This is a genomic window from Streptomyces sp. CMB-StM0423, assembly GCF_002847285.1.
In the GTDB taxonomy this organism is placed as follows: domain Bacteria; phylum Actinomycetota; class Actinomycetes; order Streptomycetales; family Streptomycetaceae; genus Streptomyces.
The window spans coordinates 1862501-1887286 of the sequence record NZ_CP025407.1 but is presented as its reverse complement, the minus strand read 5'-3'; the positions used below and the strand labels follow the sequence as shown (position 1 = coordinate 1887286).

The following is a 24786-nucleotide window of genomic DNA, read 5'->3' as shown; positions in this document are numbered from 1 at the left end:
GCTGCGGGCCTCATTGGTTCAACCCAATGGCGGCAGGCCGGGCGGGCGCCCGGCGTGGGCCGGCGGCGCGGCCGGATCTTCCGCGCGCCCGCGGGCGCGCGTCCGCGCTGGCCGGTCCGCCGGTACGGACCCGGGGAGGCCGGCGACCCGGGCCGCCGGCGGATCCGCCCGGGGCATCACCCGTACGGGCTCGGGCCGGACTGCGCCTGGGACGGGCCGGTGCCGGGCGCGCCACCCGGATAGCCGCCGCCGCCCGGGTACCCACCGCCTGCGCCGTAGCCGCCGGGGCCGCCCGCGCCGCCGCCCTGGCCGGGCAGCGGCGGCATCGCGTGCGGCGGCTGCTGGCCGCCCTCGCCGGTCCACAGGCCCTGCGCCTGCTGGGCGCGGGTGAAGTCCTCGGCGACGAGCGCGGCGAGGTTGAAGTACGCCTCCTTGGTCTTCGGCCGCATCATCGACAGGTCCAGCTCCGCGCCCGCCGACAGGTGCTCGTCGAACGGGATCACCTGCACCGCGCGGGTGCGCTGCTTGAAGTGGTTGACGATGTCGTCGATCTTGATCATCTTGGCGGTCTCGCGGACGCCGGAGATGACCGTGATGCTCCGCGAGACCAGGTCGGCGTAGCCGTGGGCGTGCAGCCAGTCCAGCGTGGTGCTGGCGCTGGACGCGCCGTCGACGGACGGCGTGGCCACGACGATGAGCTGGTCGGCGAGGTCGAGAACGCCGCGCATGGCGCTGTAGAGCAGGCCGGTGCCGGAGTCGGTGAGGATCATCGGGTACTGCTTGCCGAGCACGTCGATGACGCGGCGGTAGTCCTCGTCGTTGAACGTCGTGGAGACCGCCGGGTCGACGTCGTTGGCCAGGATCTCCAGGCCGGACGGCGCCTGCGAGGTGAACCGGCGGATGTCCATGTAGCTGTTGAGGTACGGGATCGCCGTCACCAGGTCGCGGATCGTCGCGCCCGTCTCGCGGCGCACCCGGCGGCCCAGCGTGCCGGCATCCGGGTTGGCGTCGATCGCGATGACCTTGTCCTGCCGCTCGGCGGCGAGGGTCGCGCCGAGCGCGGTGGTCGTCGTGGTCTTGCCGACGCCGCCCTTGAGGGAGATCACCGCGATGCGGTAGCAGGACAGCACCGGGGTGCGGACGAGGGCGATCTTGCGCTGCCGCTCCTCCTCGGCCGCCTTGCCGCCGAGCTTGAAGCGGGACAGGCCGCCGCGCTCCGACTTGCGCTGCGGCTTGTGCTTGTCGTGCAGCAGTTGCTCGGAGGACAGCTCGACGGCGGCGGTGTAGCCGAGCGGGGCGTTGTGCACCGGCTGGCGGCGCTGCTCGGGCGTGACGTCGGGCCAGCCGCCGGACCGCGGGTCGCCGCCGGGCTGGGCGGGGGGCGCGGGGGAGGTGGCCGGGGAGAGCGCGCCCTGGCCGGGGGCACCGGTCTGGGCGCCGCCGGCGGGCGGGAGGCCGGGAGGCTGCTGGGCGGGCTGGCCGGGGAGTTGGCCGGGCTGACCGGGCTGGGCCTGGTGGCCGGGCTGCTGGCCCGGCTGCTGGCCGGGGTGGGCCTGCTGCGGGGGCTGGGCGGGGAGGCCGGGGTAGGGGCCGGGCTGTCCGGGCTGGCTCTGCTGGCCGGGGCTGGCCTGCTGACCCGGCTGGCCCTGCTGGGCGGCGGGGGGCTGGGGCCAGCCGTAACCGCCCTGCGCGGCGCGGGAGTCGGGCTGTTGGGCGGCCGGTGCCACGGGCACGCCGGAGGGCGACGCCACGGTCCAGCCGGGCGGCGGCTCGGCGGCGGGCCCGGAGCGCGGTGCCTCGACGCCGGCGGCGGGCCCGGGCGGGGTGTGCGGGGCCGGGAGCCGGCTGCCGGGCGCGGAGTGCGCGCCGGGGGTGCCGGGCGGGGTAGCCGGAACGGGCGAGGCCGGGGCAGCGGGGGCGCCGGGCGGCTGCGCGGACGCCGCGGGGGCCTCCGGTACGGCGCCCGGAGCGGGCAGGCCCGGGTACGGCTGCTGCGGCGGGGCGGAGGGCGCCGCCGGAGGAGCCGCAGGGGGCTGCGGCGCGGACTGCTCCGGTGCGGGCTGCGGGGTGGGCGACTGCCAGGGTGCGCCCGCCGCGGGCGGCGGGCCGGACGGCAGGTCCGCGGCTGGGGGGCGCTGCGGCTCGGCGGCGGGGAACTGCGGGGGGAGCGGCGGCAGCGCCGTGGGCGAGGCGGACTCGTCGGGTACGGGCGCGGGCGCCCACGGGTTCGCGCCCGCGGGCGCGCGGTCCGTCGCGTACGGGCTGGCCTGCGGCGGCGCGTCCTGCGGCTCGTCGTCGCGGGCGGGCGCGGCGTCGGCCGGCACCCGGTCCTGCACCTCGGCGGCCGCGGGCACGGCGTCGTTGGGCTCGTCGTCCGCGGGCGTACGGTCCTGGACCTCCGCGGCCTGCGCGCGCAGCGAGGCCGGCGAGAAGCGCATGGTCGCGCCGCTCACCACGTCGCCGCTGTCCCGGTCGTCCTGCGCCGCGTCGGCGTCCTGGCCCTGCTCGCGGTCTTCCTGCGCGGCGCCGGGCGCGGCGTGGGCGACGAGCGGGGTCAGCGTGCGTGTGGCGTCGTCGCGGTACGGGGCGGGCGTACCCGCCTCGTCAGCCTCCGGCCGCGGGGGCGCCGCGAACTGCGGTGCGGGGAAGGCGGATACGCCGGCCGCGGGCGCGTCCTCGTCCGCCTCCGCGGCGGGCTGCGTACCGGGAAGGGGCGGCCATGCGGCCCCCGCCTCCGGCGCCTCGGCGCCTTCGCCGGACGCGCCGGTCCCGTCGTCCGCGGCTTCCTGCGTACCGGCGAAGGCGGGCCACGCGGACCCGGACTCGGCGGACTCGCCGGTGCCGGCCGCGCCGTCCTGCCAGTCGGTGCCGGAGGAGGCGCCGGCCGGGTCCTGCGCCTCGGCTTCCTCGTCCACCGCCGGGGAGGTGGCTGTGAACGGCCAGGCCGCGTCCGATCCGGACGCCTCGCCCGCCTCCGCGGCGGGTGCGGCGGTGCTGTGCCAGTCGGTGCCGCTCTGCCAGTCGGTGCCGGCCGCCTCGGACTCCGCCTCCGGGGTCTCGTCGGTGCCGGCCGCCGCGGCCGGTTCGTCGTCCGCCGCCCGCTCCCCGGCCGCGTCCGCGGACGGGAAGGGCCACCCCGACTCCGGCTCGCTGCTGCGCCAGGAGGTGTCGTCGGCCCGGTCGTCCTCGCCGGCCTGCGCGGCGGGTGCCGCCTCCGGAAGGGAGGGCCAGTCGGCACCGGACGGGGAGTCCTCGCCGGACGTCTCGGCGGTCGTGGCCAAGTCGGTGCCGGTGTCCCGGTCGTCGTCCGCGTCGGCGGACTCCGCCGTGGCGCCCGCGGGGTCCTCGTCCGCTTCGGGCGCGGCGGAGGCGGTGTCCTGCTCGTCGTACGTCTCGGTGCCCGCCGGCGTCGCGGAGGCGCCGCCTCCGTACCAACTCGGGGTGTTCCCCGGGGAGGACGTGAACTCCTCGGCCTCCGCCGCGGGCGCGGCGCCGGCGCCGGCGTCCCCTTCGTCGTCGGTCCCGGCCTCCGGCACCGCCGGGGTCACCGGCAGCGCGGCGAACGCCACCGCGGCCGGGTCCGTCGCCGCCGTCAGCGGCGGCGAGTCGTCCTCGTCCGCGTACGGCTCGTCCTGGTCGTCGTCCCGGTCCCGGTCCGCGGCCGGCTCGGCGGCCACCGGGGCCGCCTCCGGTGCGGGCGGCGTCGCGGGCTCCGGGGCCTGCGGCGGCTCCGGCGGCTCGTCCGGCAGCGTCAGCAGGAACGGCGGCGGCGTCATCGACTCCGGCACCGGCCCCGGAGCCGGTACGTGGGCCGCGGTGAAGCCGTTGGGCAACGGAGGCATCGCCGAGCCGGCGTGGGACGAGCCGGTGCCCGCCTCCTCGTCCTGTCCGGTGCTCGGCGGCGGCACCCCCTGCGTGTACCAGGCCGCGGGCGCCGGGCTGCTGGTGAACTCGCCCGTACCCTCCGGCTCCGTAGCGGACCGCTCGACATCGGGGCTGGTCCGGCCCGCGCCGTTCTCGTCCCGATCGCTGCTCACTGTGCCTCCCAGATCCCCTCGCACCACGGCGGTCGTGCCGGCGCCTGCCCGGTGCCGTGTGCTTCTCCCACCCTAAGGGGAGTACGGAGCGCGCCGGCAGGCCGGACTGTCGCAATCGGCAACGGATGTGTCACCGTTCAGAACACCGGCCCCGCGGCGGCCACGGCCCACCGCGCCGACCCGTCCGCCCGACTGCCGGTCAGAACACGGGGTTTGCGGTCAGCGACCCCGTGTAGAGGACGAACACCCTGTTGTTCGCGGCCGTCATGGTCCAGTCGTCCCGCTCACGCGACGTGCGGCGGTCCTCCCACGCCAGCCTTCCCTTGGCGATGTCGTAGACCTTCATCGCGTCCGGATCGACGCTCGACGACGTCCCGGCCCACAGCGAGTTCCCCTGGATCACCGGCGGGTACTTCAGCGCGACGGACGTGGCGTCCTGCGTCCACTCGATCTCCCGTGTCCCGGTGTTCCTCACGGTGAGGTTCGTGTCGTTCACGGCGTAGAGCAGGTCGCCGTCCAGTGCCGGTGCGGACCAGATGTACTCGCCCTTCGGGTCCTCGTTCCACTCCACCTTCCCGTCGCCCTTCAGCGCGTACGCCGTCAGCCCGTCGCCGCCCGCGTACACGAAGCCGCCGCCGACCGCGCACGGCAGCGCGTACGAGCTGCGCTTCGGGGTGTCCCACACCTTCCTGCCGTCCCGGGTGTCGACCACCGCGAGCTTGCCGTCCGAGCCGGAGAGCACCAGCATGCCGTCGGCCGTCGTGGCCCACGCGGGCTTGCTGACGGTCGACTTGACCGGCAGCGGGACCGTCCACCGCTCCTTGCCGTTCGTGCCGATCGCGCGCAGCTCGCCGTCCTTCGTGGTCACGTACGCGCCCTGCTTGTCGCCCGCGAGCACGACCGCCGCCCGGGCGTCCGGCGCCGACCACTGCTCGCGCCGGTCGCGGCCGCGCAGCCCGTACACGGCGCCGTCGGCGTCCGCCGCGGCGAAGGTGTTCTCGTCGAGCGCCGCCGCGCTGGACGCCGCCGCGGCGTCCTTCTGGCGCCACTTCTCCCTGCCCGTGCGGATGTCCAGGCCGGCGATGCTGCCGTCGGCCATCGCGACGACCAGCGTCTCGCGCAGCGGAAGCAGCATCGGCATATCGGAGTTGAGCCCGCCGACCGGGCCCCAGAGCGCCGCTGGGGCGTTGTCCGAGCTGTAGCTCTTCAGCGGCTGCGCCGCCCACGGGTCGCGCTTGGGCGCCGCGGTCGTGCCGCCGTCGTCCTTGCCCAGCCACCACCAGGCGGCCGTGCCCGCGCTCGCGGCCACCACCGCGCCGCCGGTGCCGAGCGCGACCAGCAGCCGCCGCCGCGAGGGCCCCGGCACCTGTGTGTCGCCGGCCGCGGGGAGCGCGGCGAGGCGGGTCGCCTCCTGCTCGCGGCCCCCGATGTCCTCGGCGAGCGGGCCGTGCTGCCAGACGGCCGCCGCGCCGGGCGGCGGGGCGAGGGCGGCGGCGATCTGCGGGGGAGTGGGCCGGTACGCGGGGTCCTTGGCCAGGCACGGGGCGATCAGCGGGTAGAGGTCGGGCGGCAGCCCTTCGAGCCGCGGCTCGCCGTGCACCACCTCGTACTGCACGGCCGCCACATGGCTGCCCTGGTACGCCGTCTGCCCCGTCGCCGCCAGCGTGAGCACCGCGCCCAGGGCGAAGACGTCCGCGGGCGGGCCCACGCGCTGCCCGAGCACCTGCTCCGGCGGCCCGTAGCCGGGCGTGACGGGGGCCTCGCCGGTGCTGGTGAGCGTCAGGCCGTGCTCGGGGCGGGCGATGCCGAAGTCGATGATGCGCGGCCCGGTCGCCGTCAGCACGATGTTGGGCGGCTTGACGTCGCGGTGGACGAGGCCCGCCGCGTGGATGTCGGTGAGCGTGTTCGCCAGCGCCGCGCCGACCGCGCGCAGTGCCGTGCCGTCCAGCGGCCCGTACCGCTCGACGGCCTCCGCAAGGGTCGGCCCGGCGAGGAACTCGCAGGCGATCCAGGGCCGGCCGCTCTCCGTCTCCGCGCCCAGCACCCGCGCCACACCGGGGCTCTGCACCGCCTGCGCGGCGTGCGCCTCGCGGACGAAGCGCTGTGCGAGGTTCGACTGGTGGGCCAGCTCGGGCCGCAGCACCTTGATCGCGGCGGGGTGGCCGGCGGAGTCCCGGCCGAGGTACACCTTGCCCATGCCGCCCGCGCCGAGCACGCCGATGAGGCGGTACGGGCCGAGGCGCAGCGGGTCTCCGGTGCCGAGGGGTTTCATGGACGTACCGCTCCTGGGGGAAGTTCCTACTGAAGGGGAAGCCCGCGCACGTCGGCCGCGGTGACGACGAGGACGACCTTGGCGTCGTCCTGGGCGAGGACCATGGGGCGCTCGTTGTCCTCGGGCCCCCGGTACGACCAGGCCGTCCGGTGCTCCTCAAGGTCGACCGCTTGCACCCAGTCGCGCCCGCCGGTGCCCACGTACGCGTACTTCTTGCCGACCACGGGCGCGACGATGAACGCCTGCGGCCCGGCCCAGTCCGCCCTGGCCTCCCACTCGACCTCGCCGCTGGCGCCGTCGATGGCGATGAGCCCGTTGCCGTTCTCGACGACGTACACCTTGCCGTCCTTGACCGCGGGGGTGCCGTACAGCCGGGTGCCCGGGCCGAGGGCGGCGCGCGCGTCGCGGCCCTCGCCGACGGACCAGCCCACCTCGCCGTCCGACAGCCGCAGCGCGGTCAGGTCGCGCAGGCCGAGGAGGACGTGGCCCTTCGCGGTCGGGAACTGCTGCAGCCCGGCCAGTGACTCGCGGTCCTCCGCCGGCGCCTTCCAGGTCCAGCGCACCTCGCCGCTCCTGGCGTCGATGCACGTCAGGGTGGACTCGACGCGGATGAGCGCCTCGTCCTTCGTCAGCGCGGTGGCGTACGAGGGGCCGGTGTCGGGGGACTTGTTGTCGTACCCCCACAGCAGCTCGCCGGTCTTCATGTCCGCCGCCACGAACTGCGAGGTCCACGGCGTCTTCTCGACGACCTTCTTCTTCGTCTTCTTGTCGCGGTAGACCCGGGTCACCCAGCGGGTGCTCGCGCGCATCAGCACGATGCCGTTCTCGGAGCCCTCGATGGCCGTGCCCTTGACGTCCGCGCCGTTGAGGACGACGTCCTCCTCGGAGTCGCCCGTCTCGGGGTCGTTGAGGAAGAGCGCGTGCGTGCCCTCGCCCGAGACGCTGCGGCTGCCGACGGAGTAGAACCCGGAGTCGTCGCCGACGATGCCGAGCGACGGGCTGAGCAACTGGCTGACGCCGCGCAGCTTGCCGTTGCGCGCGTCGACGAACTGCCCGCCGCCCGTGGTCGTGAGGAGCAGCACGTAGTTCCCGCCGGTGGCCAGGCTGAACGCGCCGCCGCCGCCGACGACCGGGCGCGTCCACAGCTCCTTCGGCGCCTTCGGCTTCTTCGCCTTGGGCTTGGCCTCCGGCTCCTTCTCGTCGTCGCGGAGGTACGCCCACGCCCCCACCCCCGCGCCGCCGACGGCCACCGCGCCCGCGCCCGCCAGCGCCAGCACCTTGCGCCGCGACGGGCCGGGGGCCGCGCCCACCTCGGTCTCCATGGCGGCCTGCTCCGGCGACGGCAGCCTCGGCGGCTGCGGCTGCCAGGCGACGGCGGCGCGGCGCAGGATGTCGGCGTGCAGCGCGTCCGGGAGCTGGTCGGCGAAGTCGGCGGCCGTGCCGTCCGGCAGTCCCTCGGCGAGCAGCAGCGCGAGCTCGTCGGTGCCGGGGCGGGTCTCGGGCTCCTTGGTCAGGCAGCGCTGGAGCAGCGGCAGCAGCCCGGCGGGCACGCCGGACAGGTCGGCTTCGCCGTAGCGCACCCGGTACAGCAGGTCCGCGGCCTGGCCGCCGCCGAAGGGGCCGTGGCCCGTACAGGCGAAGACCAGCACGCCGGCGAGCGCGAACACGTCGCCGACCGGGGTGTGTTCGACGCCGGACGCCTGCTCGGGCGACATGAAGGCGGGCGTGCCGGCGGCGGTGCCGGTACGGGTCAGGTGGTCGTCGCCCGCCGCGCGGGCGATCCCGAAGTCGATGACCTTGGGCCCCGCCGCCGTCAGCAGGATGTTCGACGGCTTCAGGTCGCGGTGGACGACGCCGGAGCGGTGCAGTTGCCCCAGCGCCTCGCAGAGCGCGGCGCCCAGCGCGCGCGTCGTGGTCTCGGGCAGCGGCCCCGACACGGCCACCGCCTCGTCGAGCGGCGGGCCGAGCACGTACTCGGTCGCCAGCCAGGGCGTCTCCGCCAGCGGGTCGGCGTCGACGACCTCGGCGCCGTAGTGGTCGCCGATGACCCGGGCGGCGTCGGTCTCCAGCCGGAAGCGGGTGCGGAACTCGGCGCCCGCGGTGCCGGCTTCGCCGCTGACGAGGTCGGCGTGCATGGTCTTGAGCGCCACGGTGCGCCCGCCCGCGGAGCGGGCGAGGTAGACGGTGCCCATGCCGCCGCTGCCGAGGCGGGCGACCAGCCGGTACGGGCCCAGTTGCTGCGGATCGTCGTGGGTGAGGGGCGTAGCCATGGGATCAGTCCACCGGGAGTGCGTAGAGGGCGTCCTTGGACAGGACGAGGGCGATGCCGTCGTCCGCGGCGAGCACGCGGCCGGAGACGCCCGTGCCGTCGCCGGAGGAGCCGCCGGCCTCGCTGACCGTGGCGAACCGCCAGAGCGGGGCGCCGTCGCGGGTGTCGAACGCCTGCACCTCGGCGTCGTTGCTGTAGAAGAGGGTGCCGCCGGTGCCGCTGAGGACGACGTTGGTGACGTCGAACCGGCCGCCGGAGTAGACCGGGGTGCGCCACACCGGCTTGCCGTTCTTCACCGACAGCGCCGTCACCTCGGCGCCCTGCGTGCCGTACAGCACGCGCGAGCGTGCGTCGGTCAGCTCCCCGGAGAAGTGCTCCTTCATCGGGTGCTCCCACACCTTCTTGGCGCCGCGCGTCTCGAACCCCCGCAGCGCGTCGGCATCGTTGCTGGGGCTGACGAGCACCCCGGACCCGGTCACGAAGGTGCTGGGGCCGTCGTAGTCCTCGATCCCGTCGAACTTCTGCTCCCACGCCTTGTCCCCGCTGCGCCGGTCGAGCGCGAGGTAGGTGAAGTCGAAGCCGGAGGTGGGGGCGCTGGGGATGAGCAGCTCGCGGCCGCGGACCTTCATCCTCTCGCCGTCGCTGAGCGGATTGTCGTTCAGGTCGCCGTAGCCCTTGGGCAGCGGCTTGTTCCACACCTCTTCGCGCTTGCGGGTGTCGTACGCGACCATGGCGAACTCCTCCGTGTCGGAGCCCCGCGTGGCCAGGAAGTAGACGATCCCGTCGACCGCGCCGACGGCCTCCTGGAAGGACAGCTTGCTGTTCAGCGAGTAGTCCTCGATGGCGCCCTTCGACTTGCCGCCGGCGAGGTCGACGACCTCCATTGCGCCGAACATCGGGATGAGGAGCACCTGGCCCCGGCCGAGGTCGATCAGCCCTCCGTCCGCGAACACGTCGGAGTCCCACGCCTTCTTGCCGGTGCGCACGTTCACGGCGGTGAGCGCGCCCATCGTCTCCACGACGGCGATCCTGCCGAGGAGGCTGACCGAGTCGGCCTCCTGGCCCTGCAGCGAGTAGTGCCACAGCGGCGTGGGCGCGGCGCCCTTCGCGGGGGTGGTGCGGTAGACCGGCGGATCCTCTTTCGTCGCCCGGCGGTACGCGTAGACGCCGCCCCCGCCGGCCGCGAGGCCGGCGGCGCCGAAGGCGAGGCCGCGCAGCAGCGCGCGGCGCCCCGGGCGCGGCGGGGGCACCGAGGTCTCCCCGGCGCCCGCCCCGGCCGACGTCTCCGGCGTCTGCCCGGGGCCTCCGGGCGCGCCCGGGCCCGGCGGGGGCGCGAGCGGGCCCTGCGCCGGCAGCGACGGCAGTTGCGCGGTCAGTGCCGCGGCGACGGCGCCGGGCACCTGCTCCTGCCCCGGCTCCGCCGGCAGGGCCTGCTGCGCCTGCTGAAGCTGCTGGAGCAGGGCGTCCGCGCGCGGGCGCTGCGCCGGGTCCTGGGCCAGGCAGCCGGCGAGGACGGAGGCCAGCGGCTCGGGCAGCGCGGCCACGTCGGGGGAGTGGGCGCCGGTGGCGGCGTACGCCAGCACCACGCCCAGCGCGTAGATGTCGCCCAGCGGCCGCGGCACCCCGCCGGCGTGCTGCTCCGGCGGCAGCCACGCGGGCGGCAGCCCCGGCACCGCCGTACGGGGCCCGTCACCCGGCGCCGCCGCGCGCACCGCGCCGTACGCCACGAGCCGCGGCCCGGCCGCCGTCAGCAGCACCGCGGCGGGCGTCAGCCCCGCGTACACCAGGCCCTGGGCGTGCGCCTGGAGCACCGCGGCGGCCAGTGACACCCCCAGCTGGCAGACGTAGGGCACCGGCAGCGGGCCGCCGTGCGCCGCCAGCGCCGCGGGCAGCGGCAGCGCGGGCGCGCAGTCGTACGCCACCCACGGCTCCTCGTCCTGCGGCGCCACCCCGGCCACCGGCGCGGCGGCCGGCCCGGCCAGCCGCGCGGACGTACCGGCCTCGGAGGCGTACCGGACCCGGAAGCCGGGGTCGGCGGCGAGCGCCGCGGGCGGCGTCATCAGCACCACGACCCGGCCCAGCGGCTCGCTGTACGCAAGCCGGAACTGCGGCCCGTCGGCGCCGGGCCCGCCTTCCGGCCCGTACGTGCCCAGCGGCGCGACGATCCGGTGCGGGCCCACTCTCTCCTGGCCGCCGACGGTGGTGCCGGTCGCGCCGCCGGTGTGACCGCCGGAGCCGGTCAACGTGTGCATACGAACAATCCCCCTTGCCGCCGCGCGCTCAGTCCAGCGGCAGCGCGTACACGCTGCTTCCGCTCGCGATCACGGCCGTGTCCTTGCCGACCGCCACCCGGCGCCGGTGTGCGTACTTCGGCTTGCCCGGCCGCATGTCGGTGAACCGCCACAGCAGGTCGCCGCCGTCCGCGTCGTACGCCAGCACCTGCGTGTCGTCGCCCGCGATCAGGAGCTTCCCGTCGGGCGTGACGTGCAGCGGCGGCGCCTGGACGAGCACCCCGACGTAGCCGAGCTGCGGGTTGCGCTTCCACTGCTCCTCGCCCGAGTCCTGCGCCACGGAGTGCACGGCGCGGAAGGTGTCGAGGGCGTGCACCATCTCGCCCTGCACGGCGGGCGGGCCGAGGTTCTGCGGGTTGGTGCTCTCCATGTCCTCGTCCCACGGCTCCGCGGTCAGGCTCCACAGCTCGTCGCCGCCGCCCGCGTCGTACCCGCGCATCGTCTTGCCGGCGGTGGCGACCAGCAGCTTCTTGCCCGCCGCGGCCCAGTGGCCGCCCGCCATCCCGGCGTACTCCTGCGCCCACCGCTCCTCGCCGCTGCCGAGGTCGAGCGCGGAGACCGCGGCCGGCTTGTCGCGGTGCCTGGCGTCCTCGTCGGCCTCGGGCACCAGGACGACCGAGCCGCCGAGGAAGAGCGCGGCGGTCGCGGCGGCCGAGCCGGGCGAGCGCCACAGCTCGCGGCGCTTGGCGAGGTCGTAGCCGACGACCGTCAGCTCGCCGCCCTCCTCGACGGTGAACGCGGCTGTGTCGCCGGCCACGCCGAGCAGCGCGCCGTACGGCGTCTTGCCGCCCCGGCGGAACTTCTCCGACGTCCACGCCACCGAGCCGTCCGCGGCGTCGAGCACCGTCAGATCCTTGCCGGGCACCAGCACCATGCCGTCGGCGAGCGGCACCGCGGGCGCCGACGCGCGGACGTCCGACTGCTCCCACAGCTCCTTGCCGGTCCGCAGGTCCAGCGCGAAGACGCCGGACTTCGCGACGACCAGCGCGGTGGTGCCCCCGGCGACGGCCGGCGGGCCGACCGGGTCCACCTTGCCCAGGCCCCTGCCCCACAGCACGGGGGGCGGGGCGCCGCTCAGCCGCTTCCTGCCGGTGGTGCGCGAGGCCAGCCGCTCCGCGGTGGTCGGCGGCGGAGGCGGGTCCTCCGTGGTCGCGGCCCAGGCCGCGGCGCCGCCGGCCGCGACGCCCACCGCCCCGCCGGCGATGCCGGCGATCAGGGCGCGGCGAGTGGCGGGACGGCCGATGACGGTGGCGCCGCCGATCAGGTCCGGCGCGCCGGGGGTGCCAGGGGCCGGCGCCGCGAGGAAGGCGGGGTCCGGCTCGGTCTCGGCGGCCAGCACGTCGGCGGCCTGGACCGCCAGCGCGGCGCTGACCCGGCGGGGCAGCCAGCCGGGGGCCAGGGCGGCACCGGAGCGGGTGGTCGCCGCGTCGAGCACGGTCCCGGGGGCGGCCGCGCCCATGCCGGGGGCCGCGGAGTGGCCGGGTGCCGCGGCGTGCAGCAGCTCGGGCAGCAGCGCGGCTGCGGTGGGGCGGCGGGCCGGGTCGGGGTGGAGACAGGGCTCCAGGACGGCGCGGAGTCCGGGCTGGAGCAGGTCCAGCGGGTTCGCGGGGGTGCCGTAGGCGCCGGTGGCGTACGGATCCGAGGCGTACGGGTCGGAGCCGTACGCGGGATCGCCGGTGAGCGGGTCCGTCAGCGGGTCGGCGAAGGCGCCCGCCTGCGGGTCCGCCGCCTGGTCGCCCGGAAGCAGCCCGGTCGCGGCGTACAGCAGCACCGCGGCCAGCGCGTACACGTCCCCCAGCGGCCGCGGCCGCCCGCCCGCCGTCTGCTCCGGCGGCAGGAACTCGGGTATCAGCCCGGCCAGGTGCTCGCGCGGGCTGCCGTCGGCGCCCGCCGCGCTCACCGTGCCGTAGCCGGTCAGCAGCGGGCCGTCACCGGTGAGCAGCACGGCCGTCGGGTCGAGCCCGCCGTGCGCCGCGCCCGCGGCGTGCAGCGCGGCCAGCGTCTCGGCCAGCGCGGCGCCCACGGCGTACACGGTGCGCTCGGGCAGCGGGCCCTGCTGGGCGTCCAGCGCGGCGGGCAGCGGCAGCGCGGGCCGGTACGGCATCGCCCACCACGGCGGTCCGGTGGCCGACAGCTCGCCCACCGGCGCCAGCCACGGGCCGCCCGTACCGCCGAGGCGCCGTGCCTCGGCCGCGGCGGCGTGGAAGCGCCCGGCGTGGCCGTGGTCGGCGGCCGTCGCCTCGGTGCTCGGTGCGGTGATCAGGACTGTGCGTTCGCCGCCCGGCGCCTGGGCGATGTAGCGCGCGGCCGGCGCGCGCATCTCGCCCGCGTCCGTATCCAGACGCCCCACCGGCCGGTACGCCCCGAACTGCTCGGGGTCGTCGAGTCGCAGCGGTTCCATACCCCCTCCTAGGAACTGGCCGCACGCAGCCTACCGGGGACGGCCGGGCTCCGTGCCAGGCGGGGGGTAATTGGTCCCGCGGGGCAGGGGAGAAAGTCCCGCGCGAGAGCCGCGGATTCTTATCGGGGAGTGGCGTGCACCACATGCCTCTGAAGGAATCCTAAAACCGGTAGTAGGTGAATCGGACGAGAGTCCGGGACTTTAGCCCCTGCGGTCGCCGGACTTTTGGCAGGGGAGCCCGCCGGACTTTTGGACACGTGCCATGCGGACCGCTCTGACCTGCATATATGATCGATGTCAGCCCTCGGGTGCGTCGTCCGGGGCCGTTCTCGCGGCCGTTCTCCGAAGGTCCGCAAGGGGTAGAAAAACCCGACTCGCCGCTACGACCCCGGCTCGTACCAAGGGTCCTTGTCCGTCCCGATCCGACGCGTTACCAAGGTGATGCGACCTCGGAGCGCAGCCGGGGTCGGAACCTTTCTGGAGGGAATTCCGAGAATGTTCAAGCACGCCAAGTTCACCGCTCCCATAGCCACGACCGCGATGCTCGCCGCCGGCGGCGGCATGGTTCTCGCCCTGGGCTCCGGGGTGGCCACGGCCGACAGCAAGCCCGACTGGGTCAAGCCCGTCACGGCCAAGTACGACGTCACCGGTCAGTACAACCAGGGCGGTGCGCGCTGGGCCGCGAAGCACAGCGGCCAGGACTTCGCCGCCCCCACGGGCACGAAGGTCAAGGCGGCCAGCGACGGCACCGTGGTCACGGCCGGCTGGGGCGGCGCCTACGGCAACAACATCGTGATCAAGCACGGTGAGGGCGTCTACACCCAGTACGCCCACCTGTCCAAGATCGATGTGAACGTCGGCGAGCAGGTCAACGCCAAGGAGCTGATCGGCAAGATCGGCACGACCGGCAACTCCACCGGTCCGCACCTGCACTTCGAGGTCCGCACCACCCCCGACTACGGCTCCGCCGTGGACCCGGTCGCGTTCCTCAGCAAGCACGGTGTCAAGATCTGACCCGCACCCCCGGCCCCGCCGGGCGGCGCCGGACGGCGGTCTTCGGGCCGCCGTACGGCTGATAGGCTGGCGGACGGTTCGCGTGAGCGCCCCCGTATCCCACGGGTGAGGCGCCGCGGCCGCCCCGCCTGCCGAGTCACCGCAGATTCCCTGTGACCAAAACCAGGGACGCTCGGCGGCGCCGATCCGAGGAGTGGGAAGCATGTCGCTCGACACCGCGACGAAGAAGAAGATCATGGCCGAGTACGCCACGAAGGAAGGCGACACCGGCTCCCCCGAGGTCCAGGTGGCGATGCTCACCCAGCGCATCAGCGACCTGACCGAGCACCTGAAGACCCACAAGCACGACCACCACTCGCGCCGCGGTCTGCTCCTGCTCGTCGGCCGCCGCCGCCGGCTGCTGCAGTACCTGGCGAAGAAGGACATCGCCCGCTTCCGTACGCTGGTCGACCGCCTCGGCATCCGCCGCGGCGCCGCCGGCGCCCGCTAGCGCCGCACGAGGGAGCGGCTCCCGCGCCGGGAGCCGCTCCCTCGGCGCATGCCCCGAGCGCTCCGGTTTCGCCCGGACGCCGGGCCGGTCCGTCCGTACGGACCCTTACCGAACGGTTGCCAGCCAGCCGTCGAGACGCCGCCAGGGGGACTTGTACTCTGGTCGGCAGGACATCAGCACAGAGTGAATACGGGGAGCAACCGCCCGCAGCCGCCGGACCAGTGCCGACAGCGGGCGCCGGTCCTCGGTAGTGGCCTTCGGAGCACGCGAGAGCGCGCACCCCGGTGGCTTCGATCGAAGACCGGCCCGGCCTACAGCCGCTCATCCGGGCCCGAGCCTGCCGCGCGGGTGCTCCACCGCTCACCGCCCACGCCACACGGGCGTGGGCGCAGACGAGGAGAATTTCCTGGTGGAGAACGAAACCCACTACAGCGAGGCCGTTATCGACAACGGCTCGTTCGGCACCCGCACCATCCGCTTCGAGACCGGCCGGCTCGCCAAGCTCGCCGCCGGCTCCGCCGTCGCGTACCTCGACGACGAGACCATGGTCCTCGCGGCGACCAGCGCCTCCAAGCAGCCCAAGGACCAGCTCGACTTCTTCCCCCTGACGGTGGACGTCGAAGAGCGCATGTACGCCATCGGCAAGATCCCCGGCTCCTTCTTCCGCCGCGAGGGCCGCCCCAGCGAGGACGCCATCCTCACCTGCCGGCTCATCGACCGGCCGCTGCGCCCCTCCTTCAGGAAGGGCCTGCGCAACGAGATCCAGATCGTCGCCACCATCGAGGCGCTCAACCCCGACCACCTCTACGACGTGGTCGCCATCAACGCCGCCTCCGCCTCCACCCAGTTGGCGGGCCTGCCGTTCTCGGGCCCCATCGGCGGCACCCGCGTCGCCCTCATCCGCGGCCAGTGGGTGGCCTTCCCCACCCACGCCGAGCTGGAGGAGGCCGTCTTCGACATGGTCGTCGCCGGCCGCGTCCTGGACGACGGCGACGTGGCGATCATGATGGTCGAGGCCGAGGCCACCGACCAGACCGTCGAGCTGGTCAAGGGCGGCGCCACCGCGCCGACCGAGGAGGTCGTCGCCGCCGGCCTGGACGCCGCCAAGCCCTTCATCAAGACCCTCTGCAAGGCGCAGGCCGACCTCGCCGCCAAGGCCGCCAAGCCCACCGGCGAGTTCCCCGTCTTCCTCGACTTCCAGGACGACGTGCTGCAGGCGCTCACCCAGGCCGTGCGCGACGAGCTGGCCCAGGCCCTCACCATCAGCAACAAGCTGGAGCGCGAGGCCGAGCTGGACCGCGTCAAGGACGTCGCCGCCGAGAAGCTGCTGCCGCAGTTCGAGGGCCGCGAGAAGGAGGTCTCCGCGGCGTACCGCGCGCTCACCAAGGAGCTGGTGCGCGAGCGCGTCATCCGCGAGAAGGTCCGTATCGACGGCCGCGGCGTGACCGACATCCGGCCGCTGGCCGTCGAGGTCGAGGCGATCCCGCGGGTGCACGGCTCGGCACTCTTCGAGCGCGGCGAGACCCAGATCATGGGCGTGACGACGCTGAACATGCTCCGCATGGAGCAGCAGCTCGACACCCTCAACCCGGTGACGCGCAAGCGCTACATGCACAACTACATCTTCCCGCCGTACTCCACCGGTGAGACCGGCCGCGTCGGCACGCCGAAGCGCCGCGAGATCGGCCACGGCGCGCTCGCCGAGCGCGCCATCGTGCCGGTGCTGCCCAGCCGCGAGGACTTCCCGTACGCGATCCGCCAGGTCTCCGAGGCCCTCGGCTCCAACGGCTCGACGTCCATGGGCTCCGTCTGCGCCTCGACGATGTCGCTGCTGAACGCCGGTGTGCCGCTGAAGGCCCCGGTCGCCGGCATCGCCATGGGCCTGATCTCCAAGGAGATCGAGGGCGAGACGCGCTACGTGACGCTGACCGACATCCTCGGCGCCGAGGACGCCTTCGGCGACATGGACTTCAAGGTCGCCGGCACCAAGGAGTTCGTCACCGCCCTGCAGCTCGACACCAAGCTCGACGGCATCCCCGCCTCCGTGCTGGCCGCGGCCCTGAAGCAGGCCCGCGACGCCCGGCTGCACATCCTCGACGTGATGATGGAGGCCATCGACCGGCCGGACGAGATGTCCCCGCACGCCCCGCGGATCATCACCATCAAGATCCCGGTGGACAAGATCGGCGAGGTCATCGGCCCCAAGGGCAAGATGATCAACCAGATCCAGGAGGACACCGGCGCCGAGATCACCATCGAGGACGACGGCACGATCTACATCGGCGCCGCCGACGGCCCGGCCGCCGAGGCCGCCCGTACGACCATCAACGGCATCGCCAACCCGACGATGCCCGAGGTCGGCGAGCGCTACCTGGGCACGGTCGTGAAGACCACCTCCTTCGGCGCCTTCGTCTCCCTGCTCCCCGGCAAGGACGGTCTGCTGCACATCTCGCAGATCCGCAAGCTCGCCGGCGGCAAGCGCGTGGAGAACGTCGAGGACGTCCTCGGCGTCGGCCAGAAGGTCCAGGTCGAGATCGCCGAGATCGACCAGCGCGGCAAGCTGTCCCTCATCCCCGTCCTGGAGGACGGGGAGAAGGACGGCGACGACGCCGGGGAGACCGAGGACGAGTCCGCGAAGTGACTCTGCCCCGCAGCAGTCGGAAGGCGGCCCGCCCCCCGTACCGGGGGCGGGCCGTCCCCCGTCCGCGCTCCACCACCGCGACGCTCCTCGAAGGCGCCGACGGCGCTGCCGGCCCGGGGGGTGCAGGCACCGTACGCAAGACGGTGCTGCCCGGCGGGCTGCGCGTGCTCACCGAGAGGCTGCCCGCCGTCCGCTCCGCGACCTTCGGCATCTGGGCGCACGTCGGCTCCCGCGACGAGACCCCCGCGCTCGGCGGCGCCACGCACTACCTGGAGCACCTGCTCTTCAAGGGCACCAGGACGCGCTCGGCCCTGGACATCTCCGCGCCCATCGACGCGGTCGGCGGCGAGATGAACGCGTTCACGGCCAAGGAGTACACCTGCTATTACGCGCGGGTCCTCGACACGGACCTGCCGCTGGCCATCGACATCGTCTGCGACATGCTCACCGGCTCCGTCATCCGCGCCGAGGACGTCGAGGCCGAACGCGGCGTCGTCCTCGAAGAGATCGCGATGACCGAGGACGACCCCGGCGACTGCGTCCACGACCTCTTCGCCGGCACGATGCTCGGCGACACCCCCCTCGGCCGTCCCGTCCTCGGCACGGTCGAGACCGTCACGGCCCTCACCCGCGACCGCGTCGCCCGCTTCTACCAGCGCCACTACGTGCCCACCCGGCTCGTCGTCGCCGCCGCGGGCAACGTCGACCACGACGACGTCGTACGCCGCGTGGCCGCCGCCTTCGACCGCGCCGGCGCCCTCGACGCCACCGACGCCGTCCCGCACGGCCCCCGCGCCGGCAGCCGCACGCTGCGCACCGCGGGCCGCTTCGAGCTGCAGGAGCGCCGCACGGAGCAGACCCACCTCGTCCTCGGCGCCCCCGGGGTCAGCCGGCACGACGAGCGCCGCTGGGCGCTCAGCGTGCTGTCCGCGGCCCTCGGCGGCGGCATGAGCTCCCGGCTCTTCCAGGAGATCCGGGAGAAGCGCGGCCTGGCCTACTCCGTGTACTCGTACACCTCGGGATTCGCCGACTGCGGCCTCTTCGGCGTCTACGCGGGCTGCCGCCCCGCACAGGCCGCCGACGTGCTGAAGCTCTGCCGCGACGAGCTGGCGCTCGTGGCGAAGAAGGGCCTGCCGGACGACGAGGTCGCGCGCGCCGTGGGCCAGTTGTGCGGCTCCCTGGTGCTGGGCCTGGAGGACACCGGCGCGCTGATGCACCGGCTCGGCAAGAGCGAGCTGTGCTGGGGCGAGCAGATGTCGGTCGACGACATCCTGGCCCGTATCCGCGCCGTCACCCCCGACGACGTCCGCGAGGTGGCCGCGACCGTCCTGGGCCGCCGCCCGTCCCTGTCCGTCATCGGCCCGGTCACGGACCGCCAGGCCACCGCGCTGCGGGCGGCGGTGGCCTGAGGGAGCGGGGCGCGGGCGCCGCGCGGCCACGGCGTACGGTGGGCGCGTGCCCGGGGCCGCGGCGCAGCCCCCTCCCGGAGCAACCCCATCGACACCGGAGGTAGTACGCGGATGACCACCCAGCTCAAGGTCGGCGTCATCGGCGCCCGCGGCCGTATCGGCTCCGAGGCCGCCAGGGCGGTCGAGGCCGCCGAGGACATGGACCTCGTCGCCGCCGTCGACCGCGACGACGACCTCGGGGAGCTGACCGGGGCCGGCGCCCAGGTCGCCGTCGAGCTGACCCACCCGGACTCCGCCCCCGCCAACGTCGACTTCTGCGTACGCAACGGAATCCACGCCGTCGTCGGTACCACCGGCTGGACCGACGACCGCCTCGACGCGCTGCGCACCCGGCTCGCGGAAAGCCCCGGCACCGGCGTGCTCATCGCCCCGAACTTCTCCCTCGGCGCCGTCCTCACCATGCACTTCGCCAGGCAGGCGGCGAGGTTCTTCGAGTCCGCCGAGGTCGTCGAGCTGCACCACCCGAACAAGGCCGACGCACCCTCCGGCACCGCCACCCGCACCGCCCGCCTCATCGCCGAGGCCCGCCGCGAGGCCGGCCTGCCGCCGCAGCCCGACGCCACCGCCACCGCCCTGCCCGGCGCCCGCGGCGCCGACGTCGACGGGGTGCCCGTGCACGCCGTACGGCTCCGGGGGCTCCTCGCCCACCAGGAGGTGCTGCTCGGCGACACGGGGGAGACCCTCACCATCCGGCACGACTCGCTGCACCACAGCAGCTTCATGCCGGGCATCCTGCTCGCCGCCCGCCGGGTGCCCGCGACCCCGGGGCTGACGGTCGGCCTGGAACACTTCCTCGACCTCGGCTGACGCCGCCGCCCGGATCCCGCTCATGCGCTCGAAGATCACGTACATCGTGCTGTCGGCCGTGCTGGTCGTGTACTTCTTCCTCGCCGGCACCCGCGGCTGGTACCTGCTGCGCGAGGGCACGCCGCTGACCGTCGCCTTCGGCGTCGCCGTGCTCGTGCTCCCCGCCATCGGCCTCTGGTTCCTGTGGCACACCACCGCCTTCGCCCGCGCCGCGAGCGCGCTGGCGCGGGAGCTCGACGCCGAGGGCGGGCTGCCGGTCGACGAGCTGGAGCGCACCCCGAGCGGCCGTATCGACCGCGACTCGGCCGACGCGGTCTTCCGCCGCCGCAAGGCGGAGACGGAGGCGGCGCCGGAGGACTGGCGGAGCTGGTTCCGGCTGGCGGTCGCGTACCACGACGCGCGCGACACCCCGCGGGCGCGCAAGGCGATGCAGCAGGCGATCAGGCTGCGCCGAGCGGCCGGCTAGCAGGCGCCGTACGCGGGCGGGCATCGGCCCAGGCGCCGGCCCCGGCGCTACGGGAGCGTCAGCGCAGCTCCGTCGCCCACGCCTCGACGGTGTCGGCCGCCCGGTCGAACGCCTCGGGGCGGCTCAGGAAGTCGGCGTTGGAGTCCGTCAGCAGCGGCCGCAGCGGCGCGCCGGCACCGCCCCGCCCCCGCCGCCCGGCAGGGACCACCAGGACCGCCTGCCCCTGCACCGTACGCGGCAGGGCGAGCCACTTCACCGGCTGCTGCACGGTCCGTACGGCGGCGATCTCGTCCCACGCCAGGGTGACGGTGTGGAGGAGGTGCACCTGCCGCAGCCCGTGCGCGCTCACCCACACGCCGACCCGCAGCAGCCGCAGCGCCGCCAGGATGAAGCCCACCGCCACGCCCGCGCAGGTCAGCGCGCCCGTGACCGAGTCCGCGAGCAGCATGATGACGGTCGCGAAGAGGAGATACGAGGCGAGCAGCAGCTCAAGGGCCGCCATGAGCACCCGCCAGGGTCCCGGACGGTACGGCCGGCGCCAGCGGTCACGGTCGGCGTAGGGGAGGGGCGCGTCGCCGGCGACGTCTCCGAAGTCGCGGTCGGCGGTCAGAAAGGGCAGTGGCACGCCTGCGAGGCTAGCGAGGCCCCGGCGGACCCACCACCCCGGGGGTGCGGACGGGGCACCCGGGGCGGCTGTGACGGCGGTGACGGGGCGCCGCGGGCGGCGTCAGGGAGTGTGCTGCGCGGACCCCGGGTCGTCGGTGAGCTGCATGGCCGGGATGCCGAACACCACCGCGCCGACGAGCCCCGCCACTATCAGCACGCCCACCAGTGCCCGCCCGGCGATCTCCCCGATCCCGGCGCGCTTCACGGGTGGCGGCACGGGGACGTCGCTGCGGAAGCGGTCGGCCTCCGCTACGAAGGCGAAGGGAACGGGCTCACGCCGACGGCGAAGCATGCGGGGCACCACCTCAGGGCTCGTGGGTTTGTCGACTTGACTCCTGCCATCCGGACAACGTCGGAACGTCCCGTAAAGTGCCCAGATCCAGGGCCATGTGCCGAATACCTCTCAAAGGTACCCGGCCGCAGCGGGAGCCCGGCGGGCCGACGGAGCCGGAGAGCGCTCGAAAGCCGCTGCGAAATGTCTGGAATGGTGGTTATCGCGAAGTTCGCCTAGGCTGAGGATACGAACCCGGTACTGCTTGAACCCCCGAGCAGGCAGTGCCGGGTTCTCCCGCGCCTGCCGCACCGCACGCCACCCAAGCGCGCACTCCGGGCATTCTTGCGAGTAGCGTGTCACTCATGGCTCCGACATCCACCCCGCAGACGCCCTTCGGACGGATGCTGACCGCCATGGTCACGCCGTTCACCCCCGACGGCGCCCTCGACCTCGACGGCGCCCAGCGACTCGCCGCCCACCTCGTCGACGCAGGCAACGACGGGCTGGTGCTCAACGGCACCACCGGTGAGTCCCCCACCACGAGCGATGCGGAGAAAGCCCAGCTCGTACGGGCCGTGGTGGACGCCGTCGGCGACCGCGCCCACGTCGTCGCCGGAGCCTCGACGAACGACACCCGGCACAGCGTCGAGCTGGCCCGCGCCGCCCAGGACGCCGGCGCCCACGGCCTGCTGGCCGTCACGCCGTACTACAGCAAGCCGCCGCAGCAGGGCCTCTACGCCCACTTCACGGCCATCGCCGACGCCACCGACCTGCCCGTGATGCTCTACGACATCCCCGGCCGCAGCGGCGTCCCGATCAACACCGAGACCATGGTCCGGCTGGCCGAGCACCCGCGGATCGTCGCCAACAAGGACGCCAAGGGCGACCTCGGCCGCGCGAGCTGGGCCATCGCCCAGACGGGCCTGGCCTGGTACTCCGGCGACGACATGCTGAACCTGCCGCTGCTGTCCGTCGGCGGCGTCGGCTTCGTCTCCGTCGTCGGCCACCTCGTCACCCCCGAACTGGTCGCCCTCGTCGAGGCGTACACCAACGGGGACGTGGCCAAGGCCATCGAACTGCACCAGCAACTGCTCCCCGTCTACACCGGCATGTTCCGCACGCAGGGCGTCATCACCGTCAAGGCGGCGCTCACCCTGCGGCAGATGCCCGGCGGCCCGCTGCGGCTGCCCCTCGTCGGACTCTCGCCGGAGGAGACCGAGCAGCTCAAGCGGGACCTCAAGGGCGGCGGCGTGCACGTATAGCCGTACGCGCCCGGCCGTACGCATCGCACCATCGCCGTCCTCACCGCCATAGAGACGTCACAACCGCATACCGAGAAATCCGCGGCGCGGCTTCAGGGAAGCCGCCGCCGCACGCATTCATGTGCGCCCCGCCCGGGCCCGCCGCCGGGACCCGGCCGGTGCGCATGGTGAGGAGAGACCTTTGAGCCATCCCCATCCCGAACTCGGCCCACCCCCCGCACTTGCGGAGGGCGCCCTGCGCGTCACGCCGCTCGGCGGACTCGGCGAGATCGGCCGCAACATGACCGTCTTCGAATACGGCGGCCGCCTGCTCATCGTCGACTGCGGCGTCCTCTTCCCCGAAGAGGAGCAGCCCGGGGTCGACCTGATCCTGCCCGACTTCTCCACCATCAGGGACCGCCTCGACGACATCGAGGGCATCGTGCTCACGCACGGCCACGAGGATCACATCGGTGCCGTGCCGTACCTGCTCCGCGAGAAGGCGGACATCCCCCTGATCGGCTCCAAGCTGACCCTCGCCCTCATCGAGGCCAAGCTCCAGGAGCACCGCATCCGCCCGTACACGCTCCAGGTCGCCGAGGGCGGCAGGGAGCGCATCGGGCCCTTCGACTGCGAGTTCGTCTCCGTCAACCACTCCATCCCGGACAGCCTGGCCGTCGCCGTCCGCACCCCCGCGGGCGTCGTCGTGCACACCGGCGACTTCAAGATGGACCAACTGCCCCTCGACGGGCGTCTCACCGACCTGCCGGCGTTCGCGCGCCTCGGCGAGGAGGGCATCGACCTGCTGCTGGTGGACTCCACCAACGCCGAGGTCCCGGGGTTCGTGGCCCCGGAGAAGGACATCTCCGGCGTGCTGCGCGGGGTGTTCGCGGCGGCGCAGCGAAGGATCATCGTCGCGAGCTTCGCGAGCCACGTGCACCGCATCCAGCAGGTCCTGGACGCGGCCCACGCCTACGGCAGGAAGGTCGCCTTCGTCGGCCGCTCCATGGTCCGCAACATGGGCATCGCCCGCGACCTCGGCTACCTGCGCGTGCCCGCGGGCCTCGTCGTCGACGTGAAGACCCTCGACGACCTGCCGGACCGCGAGGTCGTCCTCGTCTGTACGGGCTCGCAGGGCGAGCCGATGGCCGCCCTGTCCCGGATGGCCAACCGCGACCACCAGATCCGCATCGTCGCCGGCGACACCGTCATCCTCGCCTCGTCCCTGATCCCGGGGAACGAGAACGCGGTCTACCGCGTGATCAACGGCCTCACCCGGTGGGGCGCCAACGTCGTCCACAAGGGCAACGCCAAGGTCCACGTCTCGGGCCACGCCTCGGCCGGCGAACTGCTGTACTTCTACAACATCTGCAAGCCCCGCAACGTCATGCCGGTCCACGGTGAATGGCGCCACCTGCGCGCCAACGCCGAACTCGCGGCGGCGACCGGCGTCCGCGCCGACCGCATCGTCATCGCGGAGGACGGCGTGGCGGTCGACCTCGTCGACGGGGTCGCCAAGATCTCCGGCAAGGTCCAGGCGGGATACGTGTACGTCGACGGCCTCTCCGTCGGCGACGTGACGGAGTCCTCGCTCAAGGACCGCCGCATCCTCGGCGAGGAGGGCATCATCAGCGTCTTCGTCGTCGTCGACAGCACGACGGGGAAGATCGTGGGTGGCCCCCACGTCCAGAGCCGCGGCTCCGGCATCGAGGACGCGGCGTTCCGTGACGTCATCCCGAAGCTGGAGGAGGCCCTCGCCAAGTCCGCCTCGAACGGCGTCGCCGAGACGCACCAGCTCCAGCAGTTGGTCCGGCGCACGGTGGGCAAGTGGGTCTCCGACACCTTCCGCCGCCGCCCGATGATCCTCCCGGTCGTCGTGGAGGTCTGACACCCAACGGGAGCCGTCCGGTGTCCCGTTGCACCCGACCCGGCCCCCACCCCCGCCTCGGACGTTGCCCCAGGCGGGGGTTGGGGCCGGAGCCGATTTGCACGGGGGCCGAACGTCCAGTAGGTTTACGTCACCGCCCGATGAGCCCGTGGGCCGTCGTGCCCGCTCAACTGGGGCCGAGGGGCGGTCATTTCAACCCTCAGGAGCTGTTAGGGTTGGAACACACCGAAGGGAAACGCCCGGAGAGGCCCGGAAGGGTTTTGAAGGTAGTGTCCGTTCTTTGAGAACTCAACAGTGTGCCAAGTAATCGATGCCAAGTGTTTGATGTAGTGACACAGCAGTAAGCGAGGCAGACTCGTTTCTGTTTTTGCATCATGTATGCATTTACGGAGAGTTTGATCCTGGCTCAGGACGAACGCTGGCGGCGTGCTTAACACATGCAAGTCGAACGATGATCCGGTTTCGGCCGGGGATTAGTGGCGAACGGGTGAGTAACACGTGGGCAATCTGCCCTGCACTCTGGGACAAGCCCTGGAAACGGGGTCTAATACCGGATAGTA

The 24786-nt window shown here is 74.0% G+C and carries 15 protein-coding genes and 1 rRNA gene (1 of these 16 running past the window's edge); 9 read left to right on the top strand and 7 right to left on the bottom strand.

Annotated features, from left to right (window positions below; translation table 11 throughout):
- Positions 1 to 176: 176 nt before the first annotated feature.
- From CXR04_RS07850 to CXR04_RS07830, 5 genes are all read right to left on the bottom strand, one after another.
- Positions 177 to 4037: an SCO5717 family growth-regulating ATPase gene (locus CXR04_RS07850; protein WP_101421146.1), complete on the bottom strand. Its 3861-nt coding sequence runs from the start codon at positions 4035 to 4037 to the stop codon at positions 177 to 179.
- Positions 4038 to 4236: 199 nt separating this feature from the next.
- Positions 4237 to 6309, bottom strand: a complete 2073-nt coding sequence (locus CXR04_RS07845) for a protein kinase domain-containing protein (protein WP_101421145.1) — start codon at positions 6307 to 6309, stop codon at positions 4237 to 4239.
- A gap of 26 nt (positions 6310 to 6335) precedes the next feature.
- A complete protein-coding gene (locus CXR04_RS07840) occupies positions 6336 to 8579 on the bottom strand; it encodes a protein kinase domain-containing protein (RefSeq protein ID WP_101421144.1) in 2244 nt (747 codons plus the stop codon).
- A 4-nt stretch (positions 8580 to 8583) separates the two neighbouring features.
- A complete protein-coding gene (locus CXR04_RS07835) occupies positions 8584 to 10830 on the bottom strand; it encodes an outer membrane protein assembly factor BamB family protein (RefSeq protein WP_101421143.1) in 2247 nt (748 codons plus the stop codon).
- 28 nt (positions 10831 to 10858) lie between these two features.
- Complete coding sequence (locus CXR04_RS07830; RefSeq protein ID WP_101421142.1) at positions 10859 to 13270, bottom strand: outer membrane protein assembly factor BamB family protein; 2412 nt, start codon at positions 13268 to 13270, stop codon at positions 10859 to 10861.
- A 495-nt stretch (positions 13271 to 13765) separates the two neighbouring features.
- Between CXR04_RS07830 and CXR04_RS07825 the strand changes: the two genes are divergently transcribed.
- From CXR04_RS07825 to CXR04_RS07800, 6 genes are all read left to right on the top strand, one after another.
- Positions 13766 to 14284, top strand: coding sequence for a M23 family metallopeptidase (locus CXR04_RS07825; RefSeq protein WP_101421141.1), 519 nt, complete (start codon positions 13766 to 13768; stop codon positions 14282 to 14284).
- 202 nt (positions 14285 to 14486) lie between these two features.
- Positions 14487 to 14774: a 30S ribosomal protein S15 gene (gene rpsO, locus CXR04_RS07820; protein ID WP_027743620.1), complete on the top strand. Its 288-nt coding sequence runs from the start codon at positions 14487 to 14489 to the stop codon at positions 14772 to 14774.
- Positions 14775 to 15183: 409 nt separating this feature from the next.
- Positions 15184 to 17415, top strand: a complete 2232-nt coding sequence (locus CXR04_RS07815; RefSeq protein WP_101421140.1) for a polyribonucleotide nucleotidyltransferase — start codon at positions 15184 to 15186, stop codon at positions 17413 to 17415.
- Positions 17412 to 18824: a M16 family metallopeptidase gene (locus CXR04_RS07810; RefSeq protein WP_101421139.1), complete on the top strand. Its 1413-nt coding sequence runs from the start codon at positions 17412 to 17414 to the stop codon at positions 18822 to 18824. The genes CXR04_RS07815 and CXR04_RS07810 overlap by 4 nt, the downstream gene beginning before the upstream one ends.
- 111 nt (positions 18825 to 18935) lie before the next feature.
- A complete protein-coding gene (dapB, locus tag CXR04_RS07805; RefSeq protein WP_101421138.1) occupies positions 18936 to 19691 on the top strand; it encodes a 4-hydroxy-tetrahydrodipicolinate reductase in 756 nt (251 codons plus the stop codon).
- A gap of 22 nt (positions 19692 to 19713) precedes the next feature.
- Positions 19714 to 20157 carry a hypothetical protein gene (locus tag CXR04_RS07800; protein ID WP_101421137.1) on the top strand — a complete coding sequence of 148 codons (444 nt, stop codon included), beginning with the start codon at positions 19714 to 19716 and terminating at the stop codon, positions 20155 to 20157.
- A gap of 58 nt (positions 20158 to 20215) precedes the next feature.
- Here the strand turns inward: CXR04_RS07800 and CXR04_RS07795 are convergent, their stop codons facing one another.
- Together CXR04_RS07795 and CXR04_RS07790 are read right to left on the bottom strand one after the other, a co-directional pair.
- Complete coding sequence (locus CXR04_RS07795; RefSeq protein ID WP_101421136.1) at positions 20216 to 20782, bottom strand: hypothetical protein; 567 nt, start codon at positions 20780 to 20782, stop codon at positions 20216 to 20218.
- 102 nt (positions 20783 to 20884) lie between these two features.
- Positions 20885 to 21115, bottom strand: a complete 231-nt coding sequence (locus CXR04_RS07790) for a hypothetical protein (protein ID WP_101426249.1) — start codon at positions 21113 to 21115, stop codon at positions 20885 to 20887.
- Between the two features lie 344 nt (positions 21116 to 21459).
- On the opposite strand from CXR04_RS07790, the gene dapA reads away from it, so the two are divergent.
- The 3 genes from dapA to CXR04_RS07775 all read left to right on the top strand — a co-directional run.
- Positions 21460 to 22359 carry a 4-hydroxy-tetrahydrodipicolinate synthase gene (dapA, locus tag CXR04_RS07785; protein ID WP_101421135.1) on the top strand — a complete coding sequence of 300 codons (900 nt, stop codon included), beginning with the start codon at positions 21460 to 21462 and terminating at the stop codon, positions 22357 to 22359.
- 181 nt (positions 22360 to 22540) lie between these two features.
- The gene (locus CXR04_RS07780) at positions 22541 to 24226 is read left to right on the top strand and encodes a ribonuclease J (protein WP_101421134.1); all 1686 of its coding nucleotides are present in this window, start codon (positions 22541 to 22543) and stop codon (positions 24224 to 24226) included.
- A gap of 383 nt (positions 24227 to 24609) precedes the next feature.
- A 16S ribosomal RNA gene (locus tag CXR04_RS07775) occupies positions 24610 to 24786 on the top strand; it runs 1350 nt beyond the window's last position.

Bases quoted from the DNA above. Each gene is read 5' to 3' on its own strand.
- CXR04_RS07845 (WP_101421145.1), bottom strand. From the start codon at position 6,309: ATGAAACCCCTCGGCACCGGAGACCCGCTGCGCCTCGGCCCGTACCGC.
- CXR04_RS07840 (WP_101421144.1), bottom strand. From the start codon at position 8,579: ATGGCTACGCCCCTCACCCACGACGATCCGCAGCAACTGGGCCCGTAC.
- CXR04_RS07835 (WP_101421143.1), bottom strand. From the start codon at position 10,830: ATGCACACGTTGACCGGCTCCGGCGGTCACACCGGCGGCGCGACCGGC.
- CXR04_RS07830 (WP_101421142.1), bottom strand. From the start codon at position 13,270: ATGGAACCGCTGCGACTCGACGACCCCGAGCAGTTCGGGGCGTACCGG.
- CXR04_RS07825 (WP_101421141.1), top strand. From the start codon at position 13,766: ATGTTCAAGCACGCCAAGTTCACCGCTCCCATAGCCACGACCGCGATG.
- rpsO (WP_027743620.1), top strand. From the start codon at position 14,487: ATGTCGCTCGACACCGCGACGAAGAAGAAGATCATGGCCGAGTACGCC.
- dapB (WP_101421138.1), top strand. From the start codon at position 18,936: ATGACCACCCAGCTCAAGGTCGGCGTCATCGGCGCCCGCGGCCGTATC.
- CXR04_RS07800 (WP_101421137.1), top strand. From the start codon at position 19,714: ATGCGCTCGAAGATCACGTACATCGTGCTGTCGGCCGTGCTGGTCGTG.
- CXR04_RS07790 (WP_101426249.1), bottom strand. From the start codon at position 21,115: ATGCTTCGCCGTCGGCGTGAGCCCGTTCCCTTCGCCTTCGTAGCGGAG.
- dapA (WP_101421135.1), top strand. From the start codon at position 21,460: ATGGCTCCGACATCCACCCCGCAGACGCCCTTCGGACGGATGCTGACC.